At 75.1% G+C, this 23,690-nt stretch carries 25 protein-coding genes; 15 read left to right on the plus strand and 10 right to left on the minus strand.

Annotated elements, in window-relative coordinates; genetic code table 11:
* The first annotated feature begins 17 nt into the window (after positions 1-17).
* From ilvD to HH311_RS02015, 5 genes are all read left to right on the plus strand, one after another.
* Positions 18-1,775, plus strand: coding sequence for a dihydroxy-acid dehydratase (gene ilvD, locus HH311_RS01995; RefSeq protein ID WP_169181896.1), 1,758 nt, complete (start codon positions 18-20; stop codon positions 1,773-1,775).
* 39 nt (positions 1,776-1,814) lie between these two features.
* A complete protein-coding gene (locus HH311_RS02000; RefSeq protein ID WP_169181897.1) occupies positions 1,815-2,438 on the plus strand; it encodes an RNA polymerase sigma factor in 624 nt (207 codons plus the stop codon).
* Positions 2,435-3,049: a methylated-DNA--[protein]-cysteine S-methyltransferase gene (locus HH311_RS33040; RefSeq protein ID WP_169181898.1), complete on the plus strand. Its 615-nt coding sequence runs from the start codon at positions 2,435-2,437 to the stop codon at positions 3,047-3,049. Before HH311_RS02000 ends, HH311_RS33040 begins: the two co-directional genes overlap by 4 nt.
* Positions 3,046-3,765, plus strand: a complete 720-nt coding sequence (locus HH311_RS02010) for a 2OG-Fe(II) oxygenase (RefSeq protein ID WP_169181899.1) — start codon at positions 3,046-3,048, stop codon at positions 3,763-3,765. Before HH311_RS33040 ends, HH311_RS02010 begins: the two co-directional genes overlap by 4 nt.
* A 449-nt stretch (positions 3,766-4,214) precedes the next feature.
* Positions 4,215-4,661: an ANTAR domain-containing protein gene (locus HH311_RS02015; protein ID WP_169181900.1), complete on the plus strand. Its 447-nt coding sequence runs from the start codon at positions 4,215-4,217 to the stop codon at positions 4,659-4,661.
* Here the strand turns inward: HH311_RS02015 and HH311_RS02020 are convergent.
* The gene (locus tag HH311_RS02020; protein WP_169181901.1) at positions 4,633-4,836 is read right to left on the minus strand and encodes a hypothetical protein; all 204 of its coding nucleotides are present in this window, start codon (positions 4,834-4,836) and stop codon (positions 4,633-4,635) included. The genes HH311_RS02015 and HH311_RS02020 overlap by 29 nt on opposite strands.
* Positions 4,837-5,063: 227 nt before the next feature.
* Between HH311_RS02020 and HH311_RS02025 the strand changes: the two genes are divergently transcribed.
* Entirely contained in the window at positions 5,064-5,618 is a 555-nt protein-coding gene (locus HH311_RS02025; RefSeq protein ID WP_169181902.1) for an NADPH-dependent FMN reductase, read from the plus strand.
* A 76-nt stretch (positions 5,619-5,694) separates the two neighbouring features.
* A complete protein-coding gene (locus HH311_RS02030; protein WP_312029881.1) occupies positions 5,695-7,296 on the plus strand; it encodes a molybdopterin-dependent oxidoreductase in 1,602 nt (533 codons plus the stop codon).
* A gap of 15 nt (positions 7,297-7,311) precedes the next feature.
* On the opposite strand, the gene HH311_RS02035 is transcribed toward HH311_RS02030, so the two are convergent.
* Together HH311_RS02035 and HH311_RS02040 are read right to left on the minus strand one after the other, a co-directional pair.
* On the minus strand, positions 7,312-7,752 hold the full coding sequence (locus HH311_RS02035; protein ID WP_169181903.1) for an ATP-binding protein: 441 nt from the start codon (positions 7,750-7,752) through the stop codon (positions 7,312-7,314).
* A 98-nt stretch (positions 7,753-7,850) separates the two neighbouring features.
* A complete protein-coding gene (locus HH311_RS02040; RefSeq protein ID WP_312029882.1) occupies positions 7,851-8,693 on the minus strand; it encodes a MerR family transcriptional regulator in 843 nt (280 codons plus the stop codon).
* A 49-nt stretch (positions 8,694-8,742) separates the two neighbouring features.
* On the opposite strand from HH311_RS02040, the gene HH311_RS02045 reads away from it, so the two are divergent.
* Complete coding sequence (locus HH311_RS02045) at positions 8,743-9,066, plus strand: nuclear transport factor 2 family protein (RefSeq protein WP_169181905.1); 324 nt, start codon at positions 8,743-8,745, stop codon at positions 9,064-9,066.
* On the opposite strand, the gene HH311_RS02050 is transcribed toward HH311_RS02045, so the two are convergent.
* The gene (locus HH311_RS02050; protein ID WP_312029883.1) at positions 9,063-9,887 is read right to left on the minus strand and encodes an SDR family oxidoreductase; all 825 of its coding nucleotides are present in this window, start codon (positions 9,885-9,887) and stop codon (positions 9,063-9,065) included. The two genes, HH311_RS02045 and HH311_RS02050, sit on opposite strands and share 4 nt — an antisense overlap.
* Positions 9,888-9,987: 100 nt before the next feature.
* Between HH311_RS02050 and HH311_RS02055 the strand changes: the two genes are divergently transcribed.
* Both HH311_RS02055 and HH311_RS02060 read left to right on the plus strand, forming a co-directional pair.
* On the plus strand, positions 9,988-10,185 hold the full coding sequence (locus HH311_RS02055; RefSeq protein ID WP_169181906.1) for a hypothetical protein: 198 nt from the start codon (positions 9,988-9,990) through the stop codon (positions 10,183-10,185).
* A 197-nt stretch (positions 10,186-10,382) separates the two neighbouring features.
* Complete coding sequence (locus HH311_RS02060; RefSeq protein WP_169181907.1) at positions 10,383-10,742, plus strand: hypothetical protein; 360 nt, start codon at positions 10,383-10,385, stop codon at positions 10,740-10,742.
* A gap of 106 nt (positions 10,743-10,848) precedes the next feature.
* On the opposite strand, the gene HH311_RS02065 is transcribed toward HH311_RS02060, so the two are convergent.
* The 3 genes from HH311_RS02065 to HH311_RS02075 all read right to left on the minus strand — a co-directional run bounded on the left by HH311_RS02065 (position 10,849) and on the right by HH311_RS02075 (position 13,772).
* Positions 10,849-11,067, minus strand: coding sequence for a hypothetical protein (locus HH311_RS02065; RefSeq protein WP_169181908.1), 219 nt, complete (start codon positions 11,065-11,067; stop codon positions 10,849-10,851).
* Positions 11,068-11,253: 186 nt separating this feature from the next.
* Positions 11,254-12,768 carry an MFS transporter gene (locus tag HH311_RS02070; protein WP_312029884.1) on the minus strand — a complete coding sequence of 505 codons (1,515 nt, stop codon included), beginning with the start codon at positions 12,766-12,768 and terminating at the stop codon, positions 11,254-11,256.
* A gap of 143 nt (positions 12,769-12,911) precedes the next feature.
* Complete coding sequence (locus HH311_RS02075; RefSeq protein WP_312029885.1) at positions 12,912-13,772, minus strand: 3-keto-5-aminohexanoate cleavage protein; 861 nt, start codon at positions 13,770-13,772, stop codon at positions 12,912-12,914.
* Between the two features lie 277 nt (positions 13,773-14,049).
* Here HH311_RS02075 and HH311_RS02080 point away from each other — a divergent pair, with 277 nt between their 5' ends.
* Positions 14,050-15,822: a CocE/NonD family hydrolase gene (locus HH311_RS02080; protein ID WP_312029886.1), complete on the plus strand. Its 1,773-nt coding sequence runs from the start codon at positions 14,050-14,052 to the stop codon at positions 15,820-15,822.
* Between the two features lie 32 nt (positions 15,823-15,854).
* On the plus strand, positions 15,855-16,970 hold the full coding sequence (locus HH311_RS02085) for a hypothetical protein (protein ID WP_169181909.1): 1,116 nt from the start codon (positions 15,855-15,857) through the stop codon (positions 16,968-16,970).
* Here HH311_RS02085 and HH311_RS02090 read toward each other — a convergent pair.
* The gene (locus tag HH311_RS02090; protein WP_169181910.1) at positions 16,948-18,015 is read right to left on the minus strand and encodes an acyl-CoA dehydrogenase family protein; all 1,068 of its coding nucleotides are present in this window, start codon (positions 18,013-18,015) and stop codon (positions 16,948-16,950) included. The two genes, HH311_RS02085 and HH311_RS02090, sit on opposite strands and share 23 nt — an antisense overlap.
* Complete coding sequence (locus HH311_RS02095) at positions 18,012-19,154, minus strand: acyl-CoA dehydrogenase family protein (RefSeq protein WP_169181911.1); 1,143 nt, start codon at positions 19,152-19,154, stop codon at positions 18,012-18,014. Before HH311_RS02095 ends, HH311_RS02090 begins: the two co-directional genes overlap by 4 nt.
* Positions 19,155-19,219: 65 nt before the next feature.
* On the opposite strand from HH311_RS02095, the gene HH311_RS02100 reads away from it, so the two are divergent.
* Positions 19,220-20,035, plus strand: coding sequence for a thioesterase family protein (locus tag HH311_RS02100; RefSeq protein WP_169181912.1), 816 nt, complete (start codon positions 19,220-19,222; stop codon positions 20,033-20,035).
* Between the two features lie 574 nt (positions 20,036-20,609).
* Here HH311_RS02100 and HH311_RS02105 read toward each other — a convergent pair.
* Entirely contained in the window at positions 20,610-21,206 is a 597-nt protein-coding gene (locus HH311_RS02105) for a TetR family transcriptional regulator (RefSeq protein WP_169181913.1), read from the minus strand.
* Between the two features lie 118 nt (positions 21,207-21,324).
* Between HH311_RS02105 and HH311_RS02110 the strand changes: the two genes are divergently transcribed.
* Entirely contained in the window at positions 21,325-22,875 is a 1,551-nt protein-coding gene (locus tag HH311_RS02110; protein ID WP_169181914.1) for an AMP-binding protein, read from the plus strand.
* Positions 22,872-23,663, plus strand: a complete 792-nt coding sequence (locus HH311_RS02115; protein WP_169181915.1) for an MBL fold metallo-hydrolase — start codon at positions 22,872-22,874, stop codon at positions 23,661-23,663. The genes HH311_RS02110 and HH311_RS02115 overlap by 4 nt, the downstream gene beginning before the upstream one ends.
* Positions 23,664-23,690 lie beyond the last annotated feature (27 nt).

The following is a 23,690-nucleotide window of genomic DNA, read 5'->3' on the forward strand; positions in this document are numbered from 1 at the left end:
GGGTTACGGTTCCGTCCATGGCGAACCACACCGCCGGGCCCGGCTCCACCACCACTGCCTCCACCGCCCAGCAGGATTCGGCGGAGCACGACGTCAAGCCCCGCAGCCGCGACGTCACCGACGGGATGGAGCGGGCCGCCGCGCGCGGCATGCTGCGCGCGGTCGGCATGACCGACGACGACTTCTCGAAGCCCCAGATCGGCGTCGCGTCGAGCTGGAACGAGATCACCCCGTGCAACCTCTCGCTGGACCGCCTCGCGACGGCGTCCAAGGAGGGCGTGCACCACGCCGGCGGCTACCCCATGGAGTTCGGGACGATCTCGGTCTCCGACGGCATCTCGATGGGCCACGTCGGGATGCACTACTCGCTGGTCTCCCGCGAGGTCATCGCCGACTCGGTGGAGACGGTGGTGCAGGCCGAGCGCCTCGACGGCACCGTCCTGCTCGCCGGCTGCGACAAGTCGCTGCCCGGCATGCTCATGGCAGCCGCGCGTCTCGACCTCGCGAGCGTCTTCCTCTACGCGGGCTCGATCATGCCGGGCATGGTCGACGGCCGTGAGGTGTCGATCATCGACGCGTTCGAGGCGGTCGGCGCGTGCGCCCGCGGGCTGATCAGCCGGGAGAAGGTCGACGAGATCGAGCGCGCCATCTGCCCCGGTGAGGGCGCCTGCGGCGGCATGTACACCGCCAACACCATGGCCTGCGCGGCCGAGGCGATGGGCATGGCGCTGCCGGGGTCCTCGTCGCCCCCGAGCGCCGACCGCCGCCGCGACGGGTTCGCGCGGCAGTCCGGCGACGCCGTCGTCGGGATGCTCCGCCGCGGGCACACCGCCCGCGACATCATGACCCGCGAGGCGTTCGAGAACGCCATCGCGATCGTCATGGCGTTCGGCGGCTCCACCAACGCCGTGCTGCACCTGCTCGCGATCGCGCGCGAGGCCGACGTCCCGCTCGAGCTCGACGACTTCAACCGCATCGGCGACAAGGTGCCGCACCTCGCCGACGTCAAGCCGTTCGGCCGCTGGATGATGAACACGGTCGACCGCGTGGGCGGTGTCCCGGTGGTCATGAAGGCGCTGCTCGACGCCGGACTGGTGCACGGCGACTGCCTCACCGTCACCGGGCGGACGCTCGCCGAGAACCTCGAGGAGCTGGCGCCCGAGCCGCTCGACGGCGACATCCTGCGGCCGCTGTCCAACCCGATCCACCCCACCGGCGGCCTGACGATCCTGCGCGGGTCGCTGGCTCCCGACGGTGCCGTGGTCAAGTCGGCGGGCTTCGACACCGCGAGCTTCGAGGGCACCGCCCGCGTGTTCGACGGCGAGGCGGGCGCGATGGCGGCGGTCGAGTCCTCGGGCCCCGACGGGCTTGCGCCCGGCGACGTCGTCGTCATCCGCGACGAGGGCCCGCGCGGCGGCCCGGGCATGCGCGAGATGCTCGCCGTGACCGGCGCGATCAAGGGCGCCGGGCTCGGCAAGGACGTCCTGCTGCTCACCGACGGCCGGTTCTCCGGGGGGACCACGGGGCTCTGCGTCGGGCACGTCGCGCCCGAGGCCGCGCACGGCGGGCCGATCGCCTTCGTGCGCGACGGCGACCGCATCCGGCTCGACCTCACCACCCGCACGCTCGACCTGCTCATCGACGACGACGAGCTCGCCCGCCGCCGGGAGGGCTGGACCCCGCCGCCGCCCAAGCACCGCACCGGGGTGCTCGGCAAGTACTCGCGGCTGGTCGGGTCGGCGGCGCAGGGCGCCGTCGTCGGGTTCGACGAGTAGTCCTGCAACCCGCCCGGTCGGATCGGTGTTGACCGGGACATGAGCACCCCGACCGTGGACGAGGCGCTGCCGGCGTCGCGCGCGGACCCCGACGCCGAGCGGGTCGCCGCGGCGCTGGCGGCAGATCTCGACGACGGGTTCGCCGAGCTCGTCCGGACCTACCAGGGCCTCGTGTTCGCGGTGGCCCTGCGGACCACCGGGCACCGGGCCGACGCCGAGGACCTCGCCGCGGAGGCGCTGCTGCGGGCCTACCGCTCGCTGGCCGACCACCGCGCGACCGACCAGGGGGCCTCGTGGCTCCGCGGCCTGGCGGTCCGGCCGTGGCTGCTGACGATCGTCGTCAACACCCGGCGCAACCAGGTCCGCGACGCCGCCCGCCGCCCCCGCACCGACGGCGCCACGCTGCCCGAGGAGCCCGTCCCCGGCCCGAGCGTCGAGGAGCGGGCCGAGCACGCCGAGACGACCGGGCAGCTCGCGTCCCTGCTCGCCCGGCTCCCCGAGACCCAGCGCACCGCCGTCGTCCTGCGCCACGTCACCGACCTGCCCCTCGCCGAGGTCGCCGAGGTCCTCGGCTGCCCGGTGGGCACGGCGAAGTCGCACGTCTCGCGCGGGCTCGCCCGGCTCCGCACCCTGATCACCGACCCCTCCGGAGAGACGCCGTGAACGCCACCGACCCGGTGCTGGCCGGCCTCGCCGGCCTGGCCCCCACCGACACCCCCGACCTCACCGACCGCCTCTTCGACGCGTGGCTCACCGCCGACAGCCTGCTCGGGCCGGTGCGGGTGGCCAGCACCCGCGACGGGATCAGCTTCCTGCGGACCACCGCCGAGTTCTCCGAGGACGACTTCCGCGCGGCGTACCGCCGCCGGGTCGGGCGCCCGCTGCGCCCGACGGACGCGGTGCCCGACGGGCTCGAGGCCGCCCTGCACGGCGAGGCGACCGCGGCACCCCGCCTGGACCTGCTCGGCCTGACCGACTTCCAGCGCGACGTCCTCGCCGCCACCCGCACCATCCCGGCCGGCGAGACCCGGCCCTACGCCTGGGTGGCCGCCGAGGTCGGCCGGCCCCGCGCGGTCCGCGCCGCCGGCACGGTGCTGGCCACCAACCCGGTGCCGCTGCTCATCCCGTGCCACCGCGTGGTGCCCAGCGCGACCGGCGCCGGCGCCGGCATCGGGCGCTACATCTTCGGCGTCTCCGCCAAGCAGCGGCTGCTCGCCGCCGAGGGCGCCGCGATCGCCACCGCACCCGCTCCTGAGGAGGGACCTGCCCGATGACCGCCACCGACCAGGTCGCGCTGCCCGCCCTGGACGACCTCGACTGGTCCCGCGTCGCCACGGCCCTCGACACCGAGGGCTACGCGGCGCTCGGGCCGCTGCTCTCCCCCGAGCAGTGCCGGGAGATGGTCGACGTGTTCGACGACGACGGCGCCTTCCGGTCGACGATCGACATGGCCCGGCTCTCGTTCGGGGAGGGCCGCTACCGCTACTTCGCCGACCCGCTGCCCCCGCTGCTCACGGCGCTGCGCACGCGGCTCTACCCGCCGCTCGCGGCGATCGCGAACCGGTGGGCGGGGATCCTCGACGAGCCGACCTTCCCCGAGGAGCACGCCGCGCTGCGGGACCGGTGCGCGGAGGTCGGGCAGCACAGGCCGACGCCGTTGGTGCTGCGCTACGGCCCGACCGGCTACAACTGCCTGCACCAGGACGTGTACGGCGACCTCACCTTCCCGCTGCAGGTCCTGGTCATGCTCAACACCCCCGACGTCGACTTCACCGGCGGCGAGAGCGTGTTCGTCGAGCAGCGGCCGCGGCAGCAGTCCCGGCCGATGGTCGCGCGGCCGGGGCTCGGCGAGGCGATCGTCTTCCCGGTGCGCCACCGCCCGAAGCAGGGCAGCCGGGGATACCACCGGGTGCAGATGCGCCACGGCGTCTCGGCCGTCCACTCCGGGGAGCGCCACGTGCTCGGGGTGATCTTCCACGACGCCCGCTGACCCCGGGGGGACGCCAGCAATGGCGCATTCCTCGCGTCCGACGCGAGGACGGCGCCGTTCACCCGTCGCGAGCCCGGCCGGCCTGGCGGGAGCAACGGCACATTGCCGGCGTCCGACGCCAGGACGGCGCCGTTCGCCCATGGGACCGACCCCGGAGATCGGGGACCATCGAGGACATGGCGTGGGACTGGGTGGGAGGACGACGACACCCGGGCGGAGACGGCGGAGGCGCTCGCCGGCGCGTCCCCCACGGCCGGTACGTCCCCATGCCCGGCGACCACCTCTCCGCCCTCGGCGAGCCGGCCCTGCAGACCGCGATCGAGCGCTTCCCCGCCGACGACCCCGCGCCGCAATGACACGCACGCCCAGAATGTTGACTGCACTATCCAGATACCGTATGCAGTGGCCATCATCCGCAATTCGAGGCGGTGCCGATGGCGACCGATCGGTTGAGCGATCTGGAAGTCCTGCTGGTGGCGTCGGGGATTCTCATGGAGCGCCACCACCTCGGCGTTCCCCAGGCGCTGCACCGGATCACGGAAGCGGCCGTCCGCTCCGGGCGGGACTTCCGGGCCACCGCGTACGCCGTCGTGACCGGCCACGACGACGAGGAGGGCGGCGCGACCGAGCCGGAATGGGTCCGCGCGGCGGTCATCGGCGCCACCGAGCACGACGGTGCCGCAGAAGCGGCCGCCGTCGCCGTCGGGGTGCTGGTGGAACGCCACCGACTACCGTTCCCCGAAGCCGCCGCCACGTGGGCCGAGCACCTGCGCACCTCTGGGGAATCGCCCGTCGTGAGCGCCTGGCGGCTGGTGAACGGTTCGGGAGGATTCACCGAGCCCGAGATCCCGTCCCAGGGCTCCGCGGTCACCGCCGATAGAACGCCGGGACCTTGACGTCGGTGCCGCACACCGGGCAGGTCCGGCGCTCGCGGTCACCGTCCTCGATCAGCACCCCCGGCGGGAACGTCCTGCGCCGGCCGCGGCACCGGGGGCTCGGGCAGATCAGCTCCTGGTGCCACACGACGTGACCCGACGCCGGCTCGTGGCCGTGCTCGTCGGGGTCACCCATCGCTGATCAGCCCTCTCCGCCACGGCCCGCTCCCGCGCGGCGCGGTGCGTCGGTGTGCAGCCGTCAACGACCTCGGCCGACCCCGTGGTGCGGGGCCCACCGCGACACGCGGGGAGGTTGGGCCGAGCGCCGCGCCCGGACCGGCACCCGGCCGAACACCCTCGGAAGCACGCGGTACCGACCGGGCCCCTACCGGCGGCGGACGCGACCCGAGGAGGATCCCGTCCGTGGACACGTTGCTGATCTCGGGCAGCACCCGGAGCGGCTCGACGAACACCGCGGCGCTCCGGACGGTGCACGCGCTCGCGCCGCCCGAGCTCGACACCGCGATCTTCGACGGGCTCGCGGCGCTGCCCGCGTTCAACCCCGACGACGACCACGAGCCGCTGCCCGCGCCCGTCGCCCGTCTCCGGGCCGCCGTCCACGACGCGGACGCCCTGCTCTTCTGCACGCCCGAGTACGCCGGCGCCCTGCCCGGGGCGTTCAAGAACCTCCTCGACTGGACCGTCGGGGACGCCGATCCCCGGTCGATCAGCGGCAAGCCGGTCGGGTGGCTCAACGTCGCGGGGCCGGCCGCACCGAGCGGCGGCGCCGACGCGCACGCCTCCCTGGCGAGGGTGCTCGGCTACGTCGGAGCCCACGTCGTCGAGGACGCGTGCCTGCGGCTCCCACTGACCCGCGACGCGGTGGGCGACGACGGCCTCGTCGGCGACGAGGTCGCCCGGGCCGCCGCCCTCGGGGCGCTGCGGGCGCTCCGCGACGCCGCACGACCCGAGTCGTGACCCCCGCCGCCGTGGACCCGGCCGCCGTGGACCCGGCCGCCGTGAACCCGGCCGATGCCCACCACGAAGGCCCGGCGTGACCACCGACCTCGAGCCGCCGGCCGAACGGGCGCCGGAAGCCCCCGGGCCGGTCCTGTCGCGGCGGGTCGCCGCCGCCCTCGGCGTGCTCGCCGTGGCGCTCGCCCTCGGCGTCGGCGACCTCGTCGCGGCGCTCGTGTCCCCGCCGTCCTCGCCGCTCCTCGCGGTCGGCGACCAGGCGATCCGACTGACCCCGGAGTGGCTCAAGGACGCCGCGGTGGGCGCCTTCGGGGTGCACGACAAGCAGGTGCTGCTCGCCGGCATGGCCGTCGTGATCACCGGCGTCGCCGTCGCCGGCGGGCTCGCGTCCCGACGCTCCCCGTTCCCGGCCCTCGCGCTCGTCGTCGTACTCGGGCTGGTCAGCGTGACGTGCGCGCTCGCTGAGCCGTCGGTGACGCCCGCCTACCTCGTCGCCCCGTGCGCGGCCCTCGTCGCCGGAGCGGCGGCCGCCGCCGGGCTGCACGCGCTCGCCCGCCGGGCGGCCACGGCCAGGGTCACTGCAGCCACGGCCGCGACGGGCACCGCCCGGGCCGTCCGCGCCGACGATGCCCGCCGGCACCTCCTGCTCGGGATGGCGGCCGCGCTCGTCGGCGCCGGCATCACGGGGTACCTCGGGCGCCGGCTCGCCGCGGCGGCCGCCGTCGAGGCCTCCCGCGACGCCGTGGGTCCGCTGCCCACCCCGGCCGCACCGCCCGCGGGCGCCGACTTCGCGTCCTCCGGGGGCCCGCGGTGGCTCACCGCGAACGCCGACTTCTACCGGATCGACACCGCGCTGCAGGTCCCGCAGCTCTCGACGGCGGACTACCGGTTGCGGATCCACGGCCTGGTCGACCGGGAGATCGTCCTGGACTACGACGACCTCCGCCGCCGCGCCCGCCTCCAGGCGCCGGTCACGCTCACCTGCGTGTCGAACGAGGTGGGCGGCGACCTCGTCTCCAACGCCGTCTTCGTCGGCGTGCCGCTGCGCGACCTGCTGGCCGAGGCCGGGGTGCACGACGGGGGCGACCAGATCGCCTCGACCAGCGTCGACGGCTTCACGACGGGGACCCCCGTCGCAGCCTGCACCGACGGCCGCGACGCCATGCTCGCGCTCGGGATGAACGGGCAGCCGCTGCCGATCGAGCACGGCTTCCCGGTGCGGATGGTCGTGCCCGGGCTCTACGGCTACGTGTCCGCGTGCAAGTGGATCACCGACATGGAGCTCACGACCTACGACGCCTTCCAGTCCTACTGGCAGCAGCGCGGCTGGTCGGCCCGGGCCCCGATCAAGACCCAGTCCCGCATCGACGTGCCGCGCGACGGCGCCCGGGTGCCGGCCGGGCGGGTCACCGTGGCCGGCACGGCGTGGGCGCAGCACCGGGGGATCGTGCACGTCGAGGTCCGCGCCGACGCGGGGCCCTGGCAGACGGCCGAGCTCGCCACCGACGTCTCGGTCGACACCTGGCGGATGTGGCGCGCGGTGCTCGTTCTCCCGCCCGGCGCCCGCTCCCTGCAGGTCCGCGCCACCGACGCGACCGGCGCCACCCAGGACCCGACGCCGGCCCCACCCGACCCCGACGGTGCCACCGGCTGGCACACCGTCGCGGTCACCGCGGTCTGACTCACCGCCGCCTGCTCAGGCGTCCTCGGGGGAGAGCCGGGCGCGCAGGAGGACCGAGGTCCCGTCGCGGTCGTGGCGGATGGCGACCTCGTCGACGTGGGTGTTCATGAGGATGATCCCGCGGCCGTGCCGGGCCGGGCGTCCGGTCGCGTCGTGCTCGAGGTCGGTGCTCGTGGGCTCCGTCCACAGCCCGTGGTCGGCGACCGTGACGACGACGTCGCTCTCGTCGAGGACCATCGTGAGGTCGATGGTGGCGGGCCCCGTGACCGCGGCGCCCTCGGGATAGGCGTGCGCGACGACGTTGTCGATCGCCTCGCTGACCGCGAGCACCATGCCGTGCGACACGTCGTCCGGGACCTTCGAGGAGTCGAGCCACGTCCGCACGGCCTCGCGGATGTGCGCGGACTCCCCGGCGTCGGCGGGATAACTGATTCTCTCGAACTCGACGGCGTCCACCGTCTGCCTCCAGTCGGCCTGCCCTCGAAGTCGTCGGGTTTCTCGTCGTGATCGGTCCAGCAGGCCGCTCACGGTCGTGTAACCGTTCGGGACGCGGGCTACGCGCCCGGTCGGATTCCTCGGCTGTCCGGACCCGTCGCGAACACCGGCCAGCCGATCTCGGTGCGCCACGCGGCGGCGTCGTCGGTGTCGGGCGGGCCGACCAGGTAGGTCTCGTGGACCGGGCCGTCGACGACGAGCGCGTGCTCGGCGAGGTGGGCGCCGAGCGCGCCGTAGGTGAGGTCGATGTCGTCGTGCGGGCCGTGGTGCACCGTCACGGCGAGCTCGCGCGCGCCGAGGTCGACCGGGTGGACGCGCCCGGCGCGCACGTCGACGTCGGTGGGCACGAACACGACGGCGTGGCCCGCTCCGTCGGTGAACAGCGCGTTGTCGTAGAGCCCGCCGGGCGGTCCGGCGCGGTGGGCTCCGGCGGCCGCGACGGCCGCGTCGATCTCCGCCGTGGCGGCCCCGTACCAGTCCAGGACGTCGTCGAGGGCGACGTCGCCCTCGACCGCCGTCACCCGCCGGGCCGGCTCCCGCCGGTGGACGACCTCGAGCCGGGGCGGGTCGGGCGCGAGGAGCCGCTGCAGCGCGCCGACGGCGTCGGTGGTCGCGGCCAGGCGCTGCTCGAGGCGCCGGAGGTGCTCGGCGATCAGCGCGGAGCGCTCATCGACGTCACCGGTGGCGAGCAGGCGGGCGACGTCGCGCACGGGCATGTCGAGGTCGCGGAACCGGCGGATGACCTGTGCGGTCGGGACCTGCCGCGTCGAGTAGTACCGGTACCCCGAGTGCGGGTCGATCCGCTCGGGCTCGAGCAGCCCGGCCTCGTGGTAGTGGCGCAGCGTCTTCACGCTCAGGTGCGTCACCGTGGCGAACTCGCCGATGCTCAACCACGCGCTCACGACGACGAGCCTGGACCCTCCCCCGGCGGGAGACCCCAGCGTGGTCGCCATGACCACGACCCAGGACCTCGTCACCCGCTACTTCGTCCTCGCCGCCGCGGAGGACCTCGAGGCGTACTTCGCCCAGTTCGCCGACGACGCCGTCGTCGAGGACGAGGGTCACGTCCACCGCGGCATCGGAGCCGTCCGCGCCTGGCGCACGTCCGTGCCCCCGGTGACCTACGACGTCCGCGACGTCGAGCCGACCGCCGACGGCCACCGGGCCCTCGTCGTCATCAGCGGCGACTTCCCCGGCAGCCCGGTGACGCTCGCCTTCGCGTTCGGCCACGACGGCGAGCGGATCCGGACCCTGACGATCCGGCCGGTCGGCTAGAACTCGTCGACGAAGAAGTCCAGCTCGAGGTCCTCGCCGCCGCCGTAGGGCGAGAGGTCCGTCGTCCCCGCCCGGCGGAGGGCCTCGACGTCGAGGAACACCTCCCCGGTGGGGCGCTGCGGGTCGGTGAGCAGGGCGACCGCGGCATCGCCCATGATCTCCGGCGAGCGGGCCCGGCGGGAGGCGGCGTCGCCCCCGAGGAGGTTCTGCACGGCGGCGGTGGAGATCGTCGTCTGCGGCCACAGGCAGTTGGCGCGCACCCCGCGGTCGGCGAACTCGGCGGCGAAGCCGAGGGTCAGCAGCGTCATGCCGTACTTCGACAGCGCGTACGACGGGAACTTGCCCAGCCACTCCGGCGCGAGGTTGATCGGCGGCCCGAGCGTGACGATCTGCGGGTCCTCGGACGAGAACAGGTGCGGCAGCGCGGCCCGGGTGAGCTGGAAGGTGCCCTTGGAGTTGATCTGCTGCATGAGGTCGTAGCGCTTCGGGGTCAGCTCGAGCGTGCCCGTGAGGTTCAGCGCGGAGGCGTTGTTGACGACGATGTCGACGCCGCCGAAGCGCTCGGCCGCCGTCTCGACGGCGCGGGTGACGTCCTCCTCCTCGCGCACGTCCCCGACGACGGCGACCGCCTGGCCCCCCGCCTGCTCGATCTCCTCGACCGCGGTGTGGACGGTGCCGGGCAGGCGCGGGTCGGGCTGGTCGGTCTTGGCGAGCAGGACGGCGTTCGCACCGGCCCTCGCGGCCGCCAGGAGGATGGCCAGCCCGATGCCGCGGCTCCCGCCGGACATGACGATCGTGCGGCCCTTCAGCGATGCGCTCACGGCTTTCCCGCCCTATCGGTACTGTCGACGACTCTTCAGTACCGGTGACCGTACCAGCGCAGGACGGTCGAGGGGTTGTGCCTGCCCGTACGGTTCGGTCATGACGGGCGGACCGGGCATGGGCGGCGACTCGTTCACGAACTTCTCGACGGGGCGAGCGGGTCAGCGCGGTTCCGCCGCGGACCACGAACCGCCGGAACGCCTCCGCCCCTCGCAGCTGGGCGGGATCGGGACACCGGCGCTGGTCGTGGCGCTGCTCCTGCTCGCCGCCGTCGTGGTCGTCGTGCTCCTGCTCTGAAGCGACCGTCAGAAGACGCCGCGCAGCCTGACCTGGGGTCCGGCACCGGCGCACCATGACCACCGGGGCGTCATGGTCCAGCGGGCCGGGCGCCGCGACCACCACGTCCCGGTGATCTCCGGCGCAGGGAGAGCGCCCGCGCGCCCCCCTGGCCGAGGAACGGCGCGCTCCGAGGCCCACGGCGTAGCGTCGCGGACGTGAGCGCGTTCCGGCGACTGGCGGCCGCGGTGAGCACGGTGGCCCGCCCGGTGGTCGCGTCCTCGTGGGGACGCCGCCTCGTCGGGGGCACCCTCACGGTGATCACCTACCGCGGGCGCCGGTCGGGCACCGTCCACAGCCTCGTCGTCGGGTACGAGCACGAGGGCGACGAGGTCCGCCTCGGCGTCGCGCTCCCCGACCAGAAGCGGTGGTGGCGCAACTTCACCGGCGGAGGCCACCCACTGGCCATCCGGCTCGACGGCGTCGACCGCACCGGTCACGCCGTCGCCCGCCGCGGCGACGACGGCCTGGTCCACCTCACCGTGCAGCTCGACCCGGCCCAGGGCCGGGCACGCTAGGCAGTTGATCAAGGGAATCGGCACGTCGCACGATGTGCGTGAATCGATGATCAACTGCCTAGCGCCTGCAGCATGGGTCGGGTCGCGCCGGCTCCGGCGCGCCCGCTCAGTCGCCGGCGAACGCCGTCCGATGACGCTGCAGGTCGGAGCGCAGGGCCCCGAGGGCGCCGGCGACCTCGGCGGCGATGCGCTCGGCCTCGAGCTCCCAGCGCCCGGCGCCCGCGTCGACCGCGGTCACCTCGCGCTGCACGAGGGCGTCGAGATGGGTGAGGAACGTGGCGACGGCGGCGCCACGCGGGGTGAAGGACACGGACGTCTCGGACACAGGGGTCTCCTCGGAGAAGGGGGGGTGCGGTGAGCGGGCGGCGCGGCGCTCACCGACAGGAGGAGGACCAGACACGGCAGAGGTCGACGTGGTCACGCGTGACCAACGTGCCCTCCGGTGCCATAGATCGACACAACCACCCCGGGTGAGCGCCGGTCAAGCCGGTGTGACGGGCGCTCACCCTCCTCAGCGCGATTTCCCGACGGCGGGTGCCGGCCCGGGCGCGCCCTGGTGGTCCTGCACCGGGTGGGCCTCCTCCCGGTGCCGCCGCCGGCGGCGCACGAGGAGATCCACGACGCCGAGCAGGAACGACGCGGAGACGAGCCCCAGGGTCACGGTCAGCCCGACCGCGATCGCCGTCCCGTAGTCCTCGCCCGTCCCGGCGAGCGTGGCGTAGAAGACCGCCGCGACCACCGCGATGCCCAGCGAGGACATGATGCGCTGGGCCGTCTGCTGCATGCCCGCGGCCGTGCCGCCCTGGTCGGTCGGGACGTCGGCGAGGGTGAGCGTCTGGTTCGGCGTGATCACCATGCCGCTGCCGAGCCCCGCGACCAGCAGCGGCCCCGCGACGACGAGGCCGGCGTGCGGCCCCGCGTCCCCGGAGAGCAGCAGCGCGGCGGCGCCGAGACCGACGAGCATCACCACCGAGCCCGCGACCACGAGGGGACGGCCGAGCCGGGTCACCACCCGGCCGCCGATCGCCGCCGCCACCGCCGACCCGATGGCGTAGGGCATCGTCGAGAGCCCGGACTCGATCGGCGAGTAGCCGAGCCCGCGCTGGAAGAACACGGTGAGCACGAAGAAGATCGCGGTGGAGCCGCCGATGTACAGCGAGCCCAGGGCGGTGCCCAGGGCGTAGCCGGGCCGGCGCAGCACCCGCCCGGTCACCAGCGGGGTCGCCCCCCGCCGGGCGAACCGGCGCTCCCACCCGACGAAGGCCGCGAAGAGCACGGCGGCGGGCCCGAGCAGCCACCACGGCGAGCGGGACGGCCCCGAGCTCTCCGAGAGCACGATCGGCACCATCACCGCGACGACCGACAGGCCGAGCAGGAGCGCGCCCAGCGGGTCGAGGGAGGTGTGCGACCGCTGCTCGGGTGGGTCGTCGTCGGGCAGCAGCCGCCGCGCGAAGAGCAGCGCCGCGATCCCGAAGGGCAGGTTCACCAGGAAGACGAACCGCCACCCGGCGTCGGGACCCCCAAGCTGGATCAGCAGGCCGCCGATCAGCGGCCCGATCGCCGTCGACGAGGCGTTCACCGCCCCGAAGACGCCGAAGGCCTTGCCGCGCTCGCGGCCGGAGAACATCGTCTGGATCAGCCCGAGGATCTGTGGGTTGAGCGCCCCGCCGGCCGCGCCCTGCAGCAGCCGGGCGACGACGAGCACCCAGGCCGCGGGCGCCAGGCCGGCAAGCACGCTGGCCGCCGCGAACGCCACCAGCCCGGCGACGAACATCCGCTTCCGGCCGCGGGCGTCCCCGAGCCGGCCGCCCGGGACGAGCAGCAGCCCGAACGTCAGCGCGTACCCCGCGACCACCCACGACAGCTCCGCCGAGCTCGCGCCCAGCCCCTGCTGCAGCGACGGCAGCGCGACGTTGACGATGCTGACGTCGATGAAGATCATGACGCCGGCCGCCATGCAGACCGTGAGAGCCCACCACCGGCGGCGGTCGGTCGAGCTCGTCTCGGCCATCTCCTGACCCGTCACGACGCCCACCGATCGTGGGGGACGCGGAGAGGGGCTCTGCTGCGCAGCGACGCGGTGTCCATGACGAAGCCAGGCAGTACCCGCCGATCGCGAGGGCGCAATCGTGCCGTGCGGCAGCGGTCACGCCGGGCGGCCCCGGCGGCTCAGCCCCGGTGCGAGGCGCGGGACCGGCCGAAGCCGAGTCCCCCGAGCAGGCCCCGCCGGGGGCGGCGGCCGTTGTCCTCGTACCCCTCGTACCCGTCGTACCGCGGCGTCACCGGCTGGCCCAGCGCGTAGCGGACGAGCTCCTCGTTGCCGGTGGCCGACCACACGCCGTCCGGGCCGGTCAGCGTGTCCTCGAACCCGATCCGGGTGTCGAAGCCCTGGCGGCGGGCGTAGTCGAGCACCGGCCAGGCGCCGCTCTCCTCGCCGTGCAGCAGGATCGGCACCGGCATCGGACGCAGCGCCCGCAGCAGCCGGACCGCCTCGGCCACCGCCGAGTCGGGATCGGTCACCGTCACCTCGACGGTCACCCGCACCGTGTTCAGCGGCACCCCGGCGAGGCGCAGCTGGACCGCGTCGCCCGTGGTCCACACCCCGAGCTCGATGCCCAGGCCGACGGAGGCCACCGCCTCGCAGATGGTCTCCCACCCGCGCTCGTGGACGTTCACGGCGACGACGTCGGGCCGCGCGTGCTGCGGCAGGCCCGCCCACTCCTGCACCAGCTGGGTGCGGCGGAACGCGTTCGGCTCCACCCACCGGGCCAGCGGGACGCCGATCTCGAGACCGGGGGCGGCCCGCCGGATCGCCGCCACGGTGGTGCCGACGACGGCGGGGTCGAGCGACTCCCGACCCTGCGGGTCACGGGGGTGCACGTGGAAGCTCCGCACCCCGAGCGGGGCGACCGCGCCGGCGTCCCGCGCGAGCTCGTCGGGGTTGGTCGGCAGCGCCGGGGACACGCCCTCGGTGGGGCGGGTCCCGTTGGGGCAGCACTGCAGCACCACGGCCTCCCGCCCGTCCGACACGCTCTCGGATCAGTTGAACATTGTGCCTCTCACGGTACGCATGTGCAGACGCACAGCGCGGTTGATCGTTGCGCCGGGCGGGTGATGTCGGAGCCGAATTCCGCTGCGTGCCAGTCCGCTCCGTTGACGGACCGTGCCGGGAGCCGCAATTTGGGTTGATCCACCACGCCGGGCCCTCGCCGAACCGGCCCGCGACCCCCGCCCATGACATCGCCCCGAGACGCGCTGCTCACCGAGTTCCTCACCCACCCGCCCGAGCCCGAGGAGTGAGACGACCGTGGACCTGCGCATCCCGCTGAAGCCCTCGACGGCCGGACCCCAGTACGCGGGCTGGGAACCCCGCGGGTCGGTGCACTCCGGGCTGGGCTGCCGCGCCCTGCCCGGGCAGCGCGTCCCGGTCGCCGGCGGCGCCGAGCTGAACGCCGACGTCTACCTCCCGGAGACCCCGGGCCGGTACCCGGCCGTGGTGTCGTTCGGGGCCTACAGCACCGAGACCCACACGGCGGGCGTCCCGACCGGCTCGAACGAGATCGGGTCGCCGCCGGTCTTCACCGACCGCGGCTACGCCCCGGTCGTCGTCGAGCGCCGCGGGATGGGGCGCTCGACGGGCGAGCAGGTGATGTTCTTCGACCCGCAGGACGTCGACGACCACGAGGCCGTGATCGCCTGGGCGGCCGCGCAACCGTGGTGCTCCGGGGAGGTCGTGCTGTTCGGCACCTCCTACTACGGCATGACCCAACCGCTCGTCGCCGCCCGGCGGCCCCCGGCGCTCAGGGCGTTCTTCGCCAACGAGATGTGCACCGACTTCTTCCGCCACCTCGTCCAGTACGGCGGCGTGCCCGGCAGCTTCTTCCTCTCGGTGTGGATGGGCGCGAACTTCACCGCGGCGAACTACGACCGACGTCTCCCCGAGCCGGCCCGCGCGGCGATCAGCCACGTCACCAACGGCCCGCTCCACCCGCTGCTCGGGAAGCTCGTCCACCGCGAGGTGGACACGATGTTCGGGAGGTTCATGGCGGCCACCCCGGTCGAGGACGTCCGCGGGATCTACGCGCACTGGATGTTCGACGAGAAGACCCGGGCCGAGTCGTCGATCCCGGAGGGCTCCACCGGCGTGCTGGACCGGATCGAGGTGCCGTTCGCGGTCGTCCAGAACCTGTCGTACTGGAACCTGCACCAGTTCGGCAGCTACGACCTGTTCGAGAACGCGGGCACGCCGGCCGACCGGCGGTGGCTGGTCCTCGGGCCCCCGGAGTACGACCTGCCGGTCTACGCGTGGCAGGGCGAGGCGCTCGCGTTCTTCGACCACGTGGTGCACGGGCTCGACAACGGCTACGGCGAGCAGCCCCGGGTGCGGTACTGGACGGACGGGGCGGGCGAGGACGGCGCCGGGGCCTTCGGGACCGCGCACGACTTCCCGCCGCCCGAGGGCACCGTCACCCGCCTGTACCTCGGCTCCGCCGGCGCCGACCACGTCACCCACCGGCTCGCGACCGAGCCGACCGGGGCCGGGTCGAACTCCTGGGCCGCCGTCCCCCGCGGCGTCCCGGTGCTCGGCGGTCTCGACGAGCTCGCCAACCAGCTGCTGTCCTTCGAGCTCGGCGTCACCGAGCCGACCCGGCTGGTCGGGGCGGTCACCGCCCGGTTCACGTTCAGCTGCAACGAGATCGACTCCTACGTGATCGCGCGCCTGTCGCGGATCGACGCCGCCGGCGAGCGCCACCAGCTCGGGATGGGCGCGATCCGCCCGGTCGCGCGCACCGAGGACGGCGCCCGGAGCACCGCGGTGGAGATCGCCGTCGACTCGGGCCACCGCGAGCCGCTGCACCCGGATGAGCCGGTGGTCCTGCGCTTCAGCCTCACCCCGGCCCCGGTGGCGCTCGCCCCCGGCGAGCGGCTGCGCCTCGACGTGGGCAGCCGCTCCGACCTGCTGCGCAAGGGCCCGGGCGAGGGCTGGGCGCAGTTCGACCTGCCGGTCCCGCCCTATCTGTGCCGGAACACCCTCCACTTCGGGGGCGAGAGCTGGATCGAGGTCACCGCCGTCCCCTAGCGTGCGGCCGGGACGGAGACGAGGGGACATCCATGGGCGCGCTGCCGGTGGCCACGGAGACCGGCACCGCCGTGCCCGGCACCCGGCGTCGTCGCACCCCGGTGCAGCGTCCCGACGGTGCCCGCAGCCTGCGGCTGGTGGCGGTGAGCTTCGGCGTGACCGTCGTGGTCACCCGGCTCTACCTCGTCCTGACCGGCTACCCGCAGATCGGCGGCTCGGTCTACCACCTGGCCCACGCGCTGTGGGGCGGGCTGCTCCTGCTGGTCGGCGGGCTGCTCGCGCTGCTGTGGGGCAACCGGTGGGTGCACCCGCTGACCGCGGTGTGCGTGGGGGTCGGCTCGGGGCTCTTCGTCGACGAGGTCGGCAAGTTCATCACCCAGGCGAACGACTACTTCACCCCGCTCGCGGCCCCGATCATCTACGTGGTGTTCCTGGCCGTGCTCGGGCTCGCGACCCTGGCGCGGCGGACCCACCTCGACCACCCCCGCACCCGGGCCTACGCCGCCGCGGAGCGGCTCACCGACGTGGCCGACGGGCCGCTCACCCCCGCCGCCCGGGACGCGCTGCTCGCCGACCTCACCGCCCTGGCGGCCGACCAGACGCGGCCGGACCTGGCCGCGCTCGCCCGCGCGGTCCGGCCGCTGGTCGCGGCCGCACCGGTCGAGCCGCCGGGGCACCGGACCCGGGCGCTCCGCGCGGCGCTGGTCCGGGCCGAGGCCGTCCTGCTGCCGCGGTGGGCGCACCGCCTGCTGCTCATCGCGGGCGCGGCGCTGCTCGGGCTGTTCTCGCTGGTGGGGCTGGTGGTCCTCGTCGTGCTCTGGGCGGGCGGGCCGGGCTCGACGCTGGTCCTCGACGATCGCGTGGTCCCGCCGGGCTCCCGGCCGGCGATGCTCGTGGTGGCGTCGGCCGGCGAAGCGGTCGTCGGGGTGCTGCTGCTCCTGGCCGCCGTCGGGCTGGTCCTCGGGCGCGACCGGTGGGGCACCACGGTCTCCCGCGCCGCCCTGGTGATCGCCCTCGCCGGGGTCAACGTCGCGCTGGGCTACCTCGACGCCGAACTGGTGGTCTCGGCCGTCGTCGTCGAGTTCGCCCTGCTCCTGCTGGTGGAGCGCTACCGCGCGCGGTTCGTCACCGCGCCGCGCCCGGGCTGACGAGACCGCGGGACACCGTCGGCCAGAGCTCCTCCGCGCCGCCCGCGGCCAGCGCGCGACCCAGCTCGGCCGCCCACGGGCGCCCGCCGCCCCATTCGTCGCGCCAGGACCACAGCCGGCGGGTGAGCGCCCCGAGCGCGAACTCGCGGGTCATGCCCATGGCACCGGTCGCCTGGTGCGCGGCGGCCGCCACCTCGCCGGCCGCGCGGGAGGCGACGGCGGCGGCCGCGGCGACGTCGAGGCCGGCCGGCTCGCCGTCCTCCCCCGCGCTCGCGGCGGCAGCGCGGGCGGCCATCGCGACGAGCTCGGTCTGCTCGGCGATCCGGACGAGGTGGGCGGCCACCGCCGGGAACGCCGAGACCGGCCGGCCGAACTGCACGCGCTCGCCGGTGTAGCGCACCGTCAGCCCGGCCACGGCCCGCGCGGCCCCGGCGATCAGCGCGGCCCGCGAGAGCGCCCCGCGGCGGCGCAGCGCGTCGCCGGCGCCGGGCGGGGCGGGGGCGGTGGCGAGGGGGCGGACCCCGTCGAGGACGACGTGGTCGCGGGGCTCACCGGCCAGGTTCCGGCCGGGGGTGACCGCGGTCGCGGCCGGGTCGACGAGCACGACGACGGGTCCGTCCGGCGCGTCCGCGAGCACCGCGAGCGCGGCGGCCGACCGCGCCCAGGGCACCCGGGCGACGCTGCCGGCCAGCACCTCGCCGTCGAACGCCAGCCGCGGGGAGGCCGCCGTCGTCACCGGGCCCTCGGGGAGCTCCAGCCCGGCCGCGGCGAGCAGCCGACCACCGAGCAGCCCGGTCTCCGCCGCCGGGACCGGCGCGGGCGCGGCCCCGACGGCCTCGAGCACCGCGCACGCCTGCGCCACCGACCCGCCGGACCCGCCCGCCGACTCGGGCACGGACACCGTCGGGAACCCGCCCTCGGCGAGCGCCGTCCAGATCCCGGGGGCCTCGCCGTCGCGCTCGGCCGCCTCGAGGGCCTCCGGGGTGCAGCGCTCGCGGAGCACGTCGGCGACGGCGCGCCGGAGCTCCTCGCCCTCGTCGCTCACCGCGCGCCGCCCCGGGTGAGGGCCTTGGCCGCGATGCCGCGCAGGACCTCGGTGGTGCCGCCGCGCAGCGTCCAGCTCGGCGCGTTGAGGACGCACTCGGCAAGCAGCCGCTCGAACAGCGACGCCGCCTCCGGGTCGATCTCGGCCGCGGCGAGGTCGCGCATCGTCTCCACCACCTCCTGCTCGAAGACCGTCCCGACGTCCTTCACCAGCGCCGCCTCCGTCGCGGGCGCCTCGCCCTGCTCGAGCGCCCGCGCCACCGACAGCGAGAGCTGCCGGATCGACCACAGCCGCGCGGCGATCCCGCCGAACGCCTCGGCGGCCGCCTCGTCGAGGTCCTTCCCGTGCTCGGCCACGAACGCGCGCAGCAGCCCGAGCACCGAGAGGTAGCGGTCGGGGCCGGAGCGCTCGTGCGCCAGCTCGGCGGTGACCTGGGCCCAGCCCTGCCCGACCTCGCCGAGCACCCGCTCGTCGGGGACCACGACCCCGTCGAGCACCACCTCGTTGACGTGCAGCTCGCCGTCGATCAGCGGGATCGGCGACACCGTGACCCCCGGCGAGGACAGGTCGACGATCAGCTGCGAGAGCCCGGCGTGGCGGTCCTGCGCGGCCGAGGTGCGGCACAGCACGACGACGAAGTGGTTGAGGTGGGCGTTCGTCGTCCAGACCTTGGTGCCGTCGACCCGCCAGCCCTCCTCGGTGCGGGTCGCGGTGGTGCGCACCGAGGCGAGGTCGGACCCGGCGTCGGGCTCGCTCATCCCCAGCGAGAAGAAGCACTCCCCCGCCGCGATCCGCGGGAGGAACCACCGCCGCTGCTCCTCGGTGCCGAAGCGCAGCAGCGCCGGCGCGGTCTGGCGCTCGGCGATCCAGTGCGCGGCGATCGGGGCACCCGCCGCCAGCAGCTCCTCGACCACCACGAACCGCTCGACGGTGCTCGCCCCGGCGCCGCCGTACTCCCGCGGGATCGCCATCCCGACCCAGCCCTGCCCCGCGAGGGCGCGGCTGAACCCCGGGTCGTGGCGCCCGCCGAGCCCGAGACCCGGCCGGAAGTCCGCCGGGAGGGTGTCGGCGAGCCAGCGGCGCACGTCGTGGCGCAGGGCGTCCTCGTGCGGGGAGAGCGCGGTCGGCGCGAAGATCACGGCGGTGTCCCTCCGGGTCGGGGTCGCCCCATCTTCGCCCCGCGGTCCCCTGGTTGACTGCGCGGGTGATCAGCGAGCTGGAGGCCGACACCACCGGCGTCCCGGGTCCCGACGGCGGGTTCGACCTCACCCTCGCCGACCGCTGGGGCATCGGCGGCGGCCGGCTCAACGGGGGCTACCAGCTCGCCGCGGCGCTGAACCCGCTCACCACGGTCATGGCCGGGCACGGGCGGCCCGACCCGGTCGTCGCCTCCGCGACCTTCCTCCGCCCCGCCCTCGCCGGTCCCGCCCACCTGGCCACCACCGTCCACCGCGTGGGTCGCCGGGTCGCCAACGGCTCGGCGGAGCTGCACCAGCCCGGCCCGGACGGCGTGCCGCGCGAGGTGCTGCGCCTGGAGGCGAGCTTCGTCGACCTCGCCACCACCGAGCCCGACCGCTGGGACGGCGACGCCGCCCCGGCGCTCCCGCCGCCCGACGAGTGCCTCGATCTCCTCGCGGGCACCGGGATGCGCACCGACGCCCTCGTCGTCGGGCGGGTCGTGTTCCGGGTGCCCGAGCTGCCGGGCTGGCGCCGCCGCGAGCCCTCCGGCGACCCGACCGCCGAGTTCTGGGTCGGCTTCCGCGACGGCAGCGACCCGACCCTGGGCTCGCTCGCGTTCGTCGTCGACTGCGCCACGCCCGTGGTCGCCGAGCTCGGCCGTCGGACGAGCGGCACCGCGCAGCTCACCGTGCACCTGCGCGAGCACCCCGCGCCCGGCCCGCTGGCGTGCCGCGTGCGCACCCGCCACCTCGCACACGGACTGCACGAGGAGGACGTCGAGGTGTGGGACTCGGCCGGGGTCCTCTGCGCCCAGTCCCGTCAGCTGGCGCTGCTGGCGTAGGTGCTGCGCGCGCCCGTGATCAGGGGGAGCGCACGAGCGTCCGCGAAGCGCGCCTCCGCAGGATCCCCGGTTAGGACCTCCGCGCGACGCACACACCCACGCGCCGGGCGACGACGATTCCGCACCGACCACCGCGCGACGCACACACCCAGGCGCCGGGCGACGACGATTCCGCACCGACCTCCGCGCGACGCACACGTGGCGGGAGCCGGGGGGCCAGCCGTGCGCCCCACCCCCGACGGAGCACCACGAACAAGATCAGGGAGTCGCTGCGCTCTCCACGGAGATCCGGTCGACGTGGAGGGACTCCGTGATCTTCGGGGCGATCGCGTCGGCCCGCCCGCCCGCGGTCGGAGCCCACGGCGGTCCACCACCGGCGCCGGACCGTGTGCGCCACGCGTCTGTCCACCACAGCCCGCAGGCCCGCACCGCCGGAATGTGTGCGCCACGCGGCGGTCCACCCGAGCCCGCAGGCCCGCACCGCCGGAATGTGTGCGCCACGCGGCGGTCCACCACAGCCCGCAGGCCCGCACCGGCGGACCGTGTGCGCCACGCGTCGGTCCACGCGTCCTGCTCACGAGTCCGGAGCGCACCCCACGATCCGCAGCGCGAACCCCGCGTACTGGTCGGCCACCTGGTCGGCGCTCAGCGGCCCGTCCTCGGAGAACCAGCGGGCGATGCTCACGCACAGCTCGCGGATCGCGAACGACGCTAGCGCGGGCGACTCCACGTGGAACACCCCCCGCTCGACCCCCTCGGAGATCACCGCGCGCAGGGCGTGTTCGTGCTCCCGGCGGCGGGCCTGCATCGCCCCGCGCACCGGCTCGTCGAGGCTGGAGGTGTCCCGGTTGACGACGAGGGCCTCCCGACGGTGCGTCGCGTGCCGGTGGGCGTAGACCCGCGCGGCCCGGTACAGCACGTCCGGGGGCTCCCCGCCCTCGTCGTGCACCGCGTGGAAGTCCGCGAGCACGCCCGCGGTGGTGGTGTCGACGATGCTCTCGAGCAGCTCGTGCTTGGAGCGCATGTGGTTGTAGAGGCTCGGCGTCCGCACCCCGAGCGCGCCGGCGATCTCGGAGAGCGCCGTGCCGTGATAGCCGCGCTCGGCGAAGAGCGTGAGCGCGTGGTCGAGCACCCGGTGACTGGTCACGGGATCCCGGACGGTGGCGCCCACGCGGCCCACCCTAGCGACTAACGAGCGTTCGTGAGCCCCTTGTGCGACCCACCACCGTCGCCCTACGGTCACTAACGAGCGTTAGTCAGCCCAGCCGTGACGGGCGAGAGGGGACGCGGTGCTGCGGACCGAGCTGATCAGGCCGATCGGGGAGCTCCTCGACCGCCACGCCGCCGAGCGCGGCGAGGCCACCGCCTTCGTCGACGACGACCGCCGCGTCACCTACGCCGAGCTCGCGCGCACCACGGCGCGCCTCGCGGGTCGGCTCGTCGATCTCGGGGTCGCCCCGGGAGACCGGGTCGCGATGGTCATGACCAACCGGGTCGAGACCGTCGAGACCTACCTCGCGGTCCCCCGCGCCGCGGGCGTCGCCACCTGCCTCAACCCCGACGCCGCACCGGCCGAGCTCGCGTACGTGCTCGCCGACTCCGGCGCCCGCGTCGTCGTCACGGACGCCGACCACGCCGATCTGGTGGCGGGGCTCGCGGCCCCGGGGACCACCGTCGTCGTCGTGGGGGACGCCGACCGCCCGGGGTGGCACGCCTACGGCGACCTCCTCGCCACCGCGCCGCGCACGCCGGCCCCGGACCCCGCCGACCTCGACGCCACCGCCTTCATGCTCTACACCTCCGGCACCACCGGGCGTCCCAAGGGCGTCGAGCTGACGATGCGGAGCTGCCTGTGGGTGGTCGCGGCGTGCTGGGCCCCCATCGCGGGCCTCGCCGCCGGCGACGAGGTGCTCTGCGCGCTGCCGCTCTTCCACTCCTACGCGCTGGACCTCTGCGTGCTCGGGGTGGTCGCGACCGGCGCGGGCGAGCGCATCCTCCCCCGCTTCTCGCCGGCCCGGATCCTCGAACTGCTCGCGCGGGACGGGTGCACGGTGCTCCCCGGCGTCCCCACGGGGTTCTCCTACCTGGTCCAGGCCGTCGCCGGGCGCACGCCGCCACACCGGCTGCGGGTCGCGATCTCGGCCGGCGCGATCCTGCCCGCGGCACTCGACCAGGCCTTCGAGGAGTGTTTCGGGGTGCCACTGCTCGACGGCTACGGCATCACCGAGACCTCGACGATGGTGACGATGAACTGGCCGCACGGCGGCCGGCCGTACGGGTCGTGCGGGCTGCCGCTCCCCGGTCTCTCGGTGCGCCTGGTCGACCCCGCCACCGGCACCGACGCACCGCCGGGGGGCGAGGGCGAGCTGTGGGTGCGGGGCCCGAACGTCATGCGCGGCTACCACGGCAAGCCCGAGCAGACCGCCGACGTGCTCGTCGACGGCTGGTACCGCACCGGCGACCTCGCCCGCGCCGACGAGCACGGCTATCTCACGATCAGCGGCCGCACCAAGGAGATGATCATCCGCGGCGGCGAGAACATCTACCCGGCCGAGATCGAGAACGTGCTGCTCGCCGCGCCCGGGGTGTCCGACGCCGCCGTCGTCGGGCGGGCACACCCGGACCTCGGGGAGGTGCCGGTCGCCTTCGTCGTCGGCGGGGACGATCCCCCGGACGCGGAGGACCTCCTCGCGCGGTGCCGGCGCGACCTCTCCGCGTTCAAGGTGCCCGAGATCCGCTTCACGACGACGATCCCGCGCACCGGCTCCGGCAAGGTCAAGCGCTTCGAGCTGGCCCGCCTGCTCGACGAGGCCCCCGCCGACCAGAAGGTCCCGTCGTGAAGGTCGGCGAGCTGGAGATCGTGCCGATCGTCGACGGCACCGGCCGGGAGAACGCCCGCGAGGTGCTCACCGCGCCCGGCGCCGATCGGTGGGCCTGCCACCCCGAGCAGCTCGACGCCCACGGCGACCTCGTGCTCACCCTCGGCGGGTTCCTGCTGCGCACCGGCGACCGGACGGTCCTCGTCGACGCCGGGGTCGGCCGCATCCACAACGACAACTACGCGGGCGGCGGGTTCCTCGACGCGCTGGCCGCCACGGGCACGGCGCCCGAGGACGTCACCGACGTGGTCTTCACCCACCTGCACTTCGACCACGTCGGGTGGGCCACCAGCCGCGGCGAGGTCGTGTTCGCGGGCGCCACCTACCGGGTCCACGAGGCCGACTGGGCGCACTTCGTCGACGCGCCCGACGCCGACCCCGGCGCCGTCCGCAAGCTCGCCCCGCTGCGCGAGCGGCTCGAGACCTTCGACGCCGAGCGCACGCTCGCGCCCGGGCTCGACGCCCGCCCGACCCCCGGGCACACCCCCGGCTCGACCACCTACGTCGTCTCCAGCGGCGACGCGCGAGCGCTGCTCATCGGCGACGTCGCGCACTCGGTGGTCGAGCTCGCCGAGCCCGACTGGGAGGCGGTGTTCGACGTCGACCCGGTCGCGGCGCGGGAGATGCGCCGCCGGCTCGTCGACGAGGTCGCCGACACCGACGTCCTCGTCGCCCCCGGGCACCTGCCCGGCCTCGCCTTCGGCCGCGTCGTCACCGTCGGCGGCGGCCGCCGCTTCACCACCGTCTGAGTTCACCACCCTCTGAGGAGCACACGG

Source organism: Actinomycetospora sp. TBRC 11914, assembly GCF_012933465.1.
Taxonomy (GTDB): domain Bacteria; phylum Actinomycetota; class Actinomycetes; order Mycobacteriales; family Pseudonocardiaceae; genus Actinomycetospora.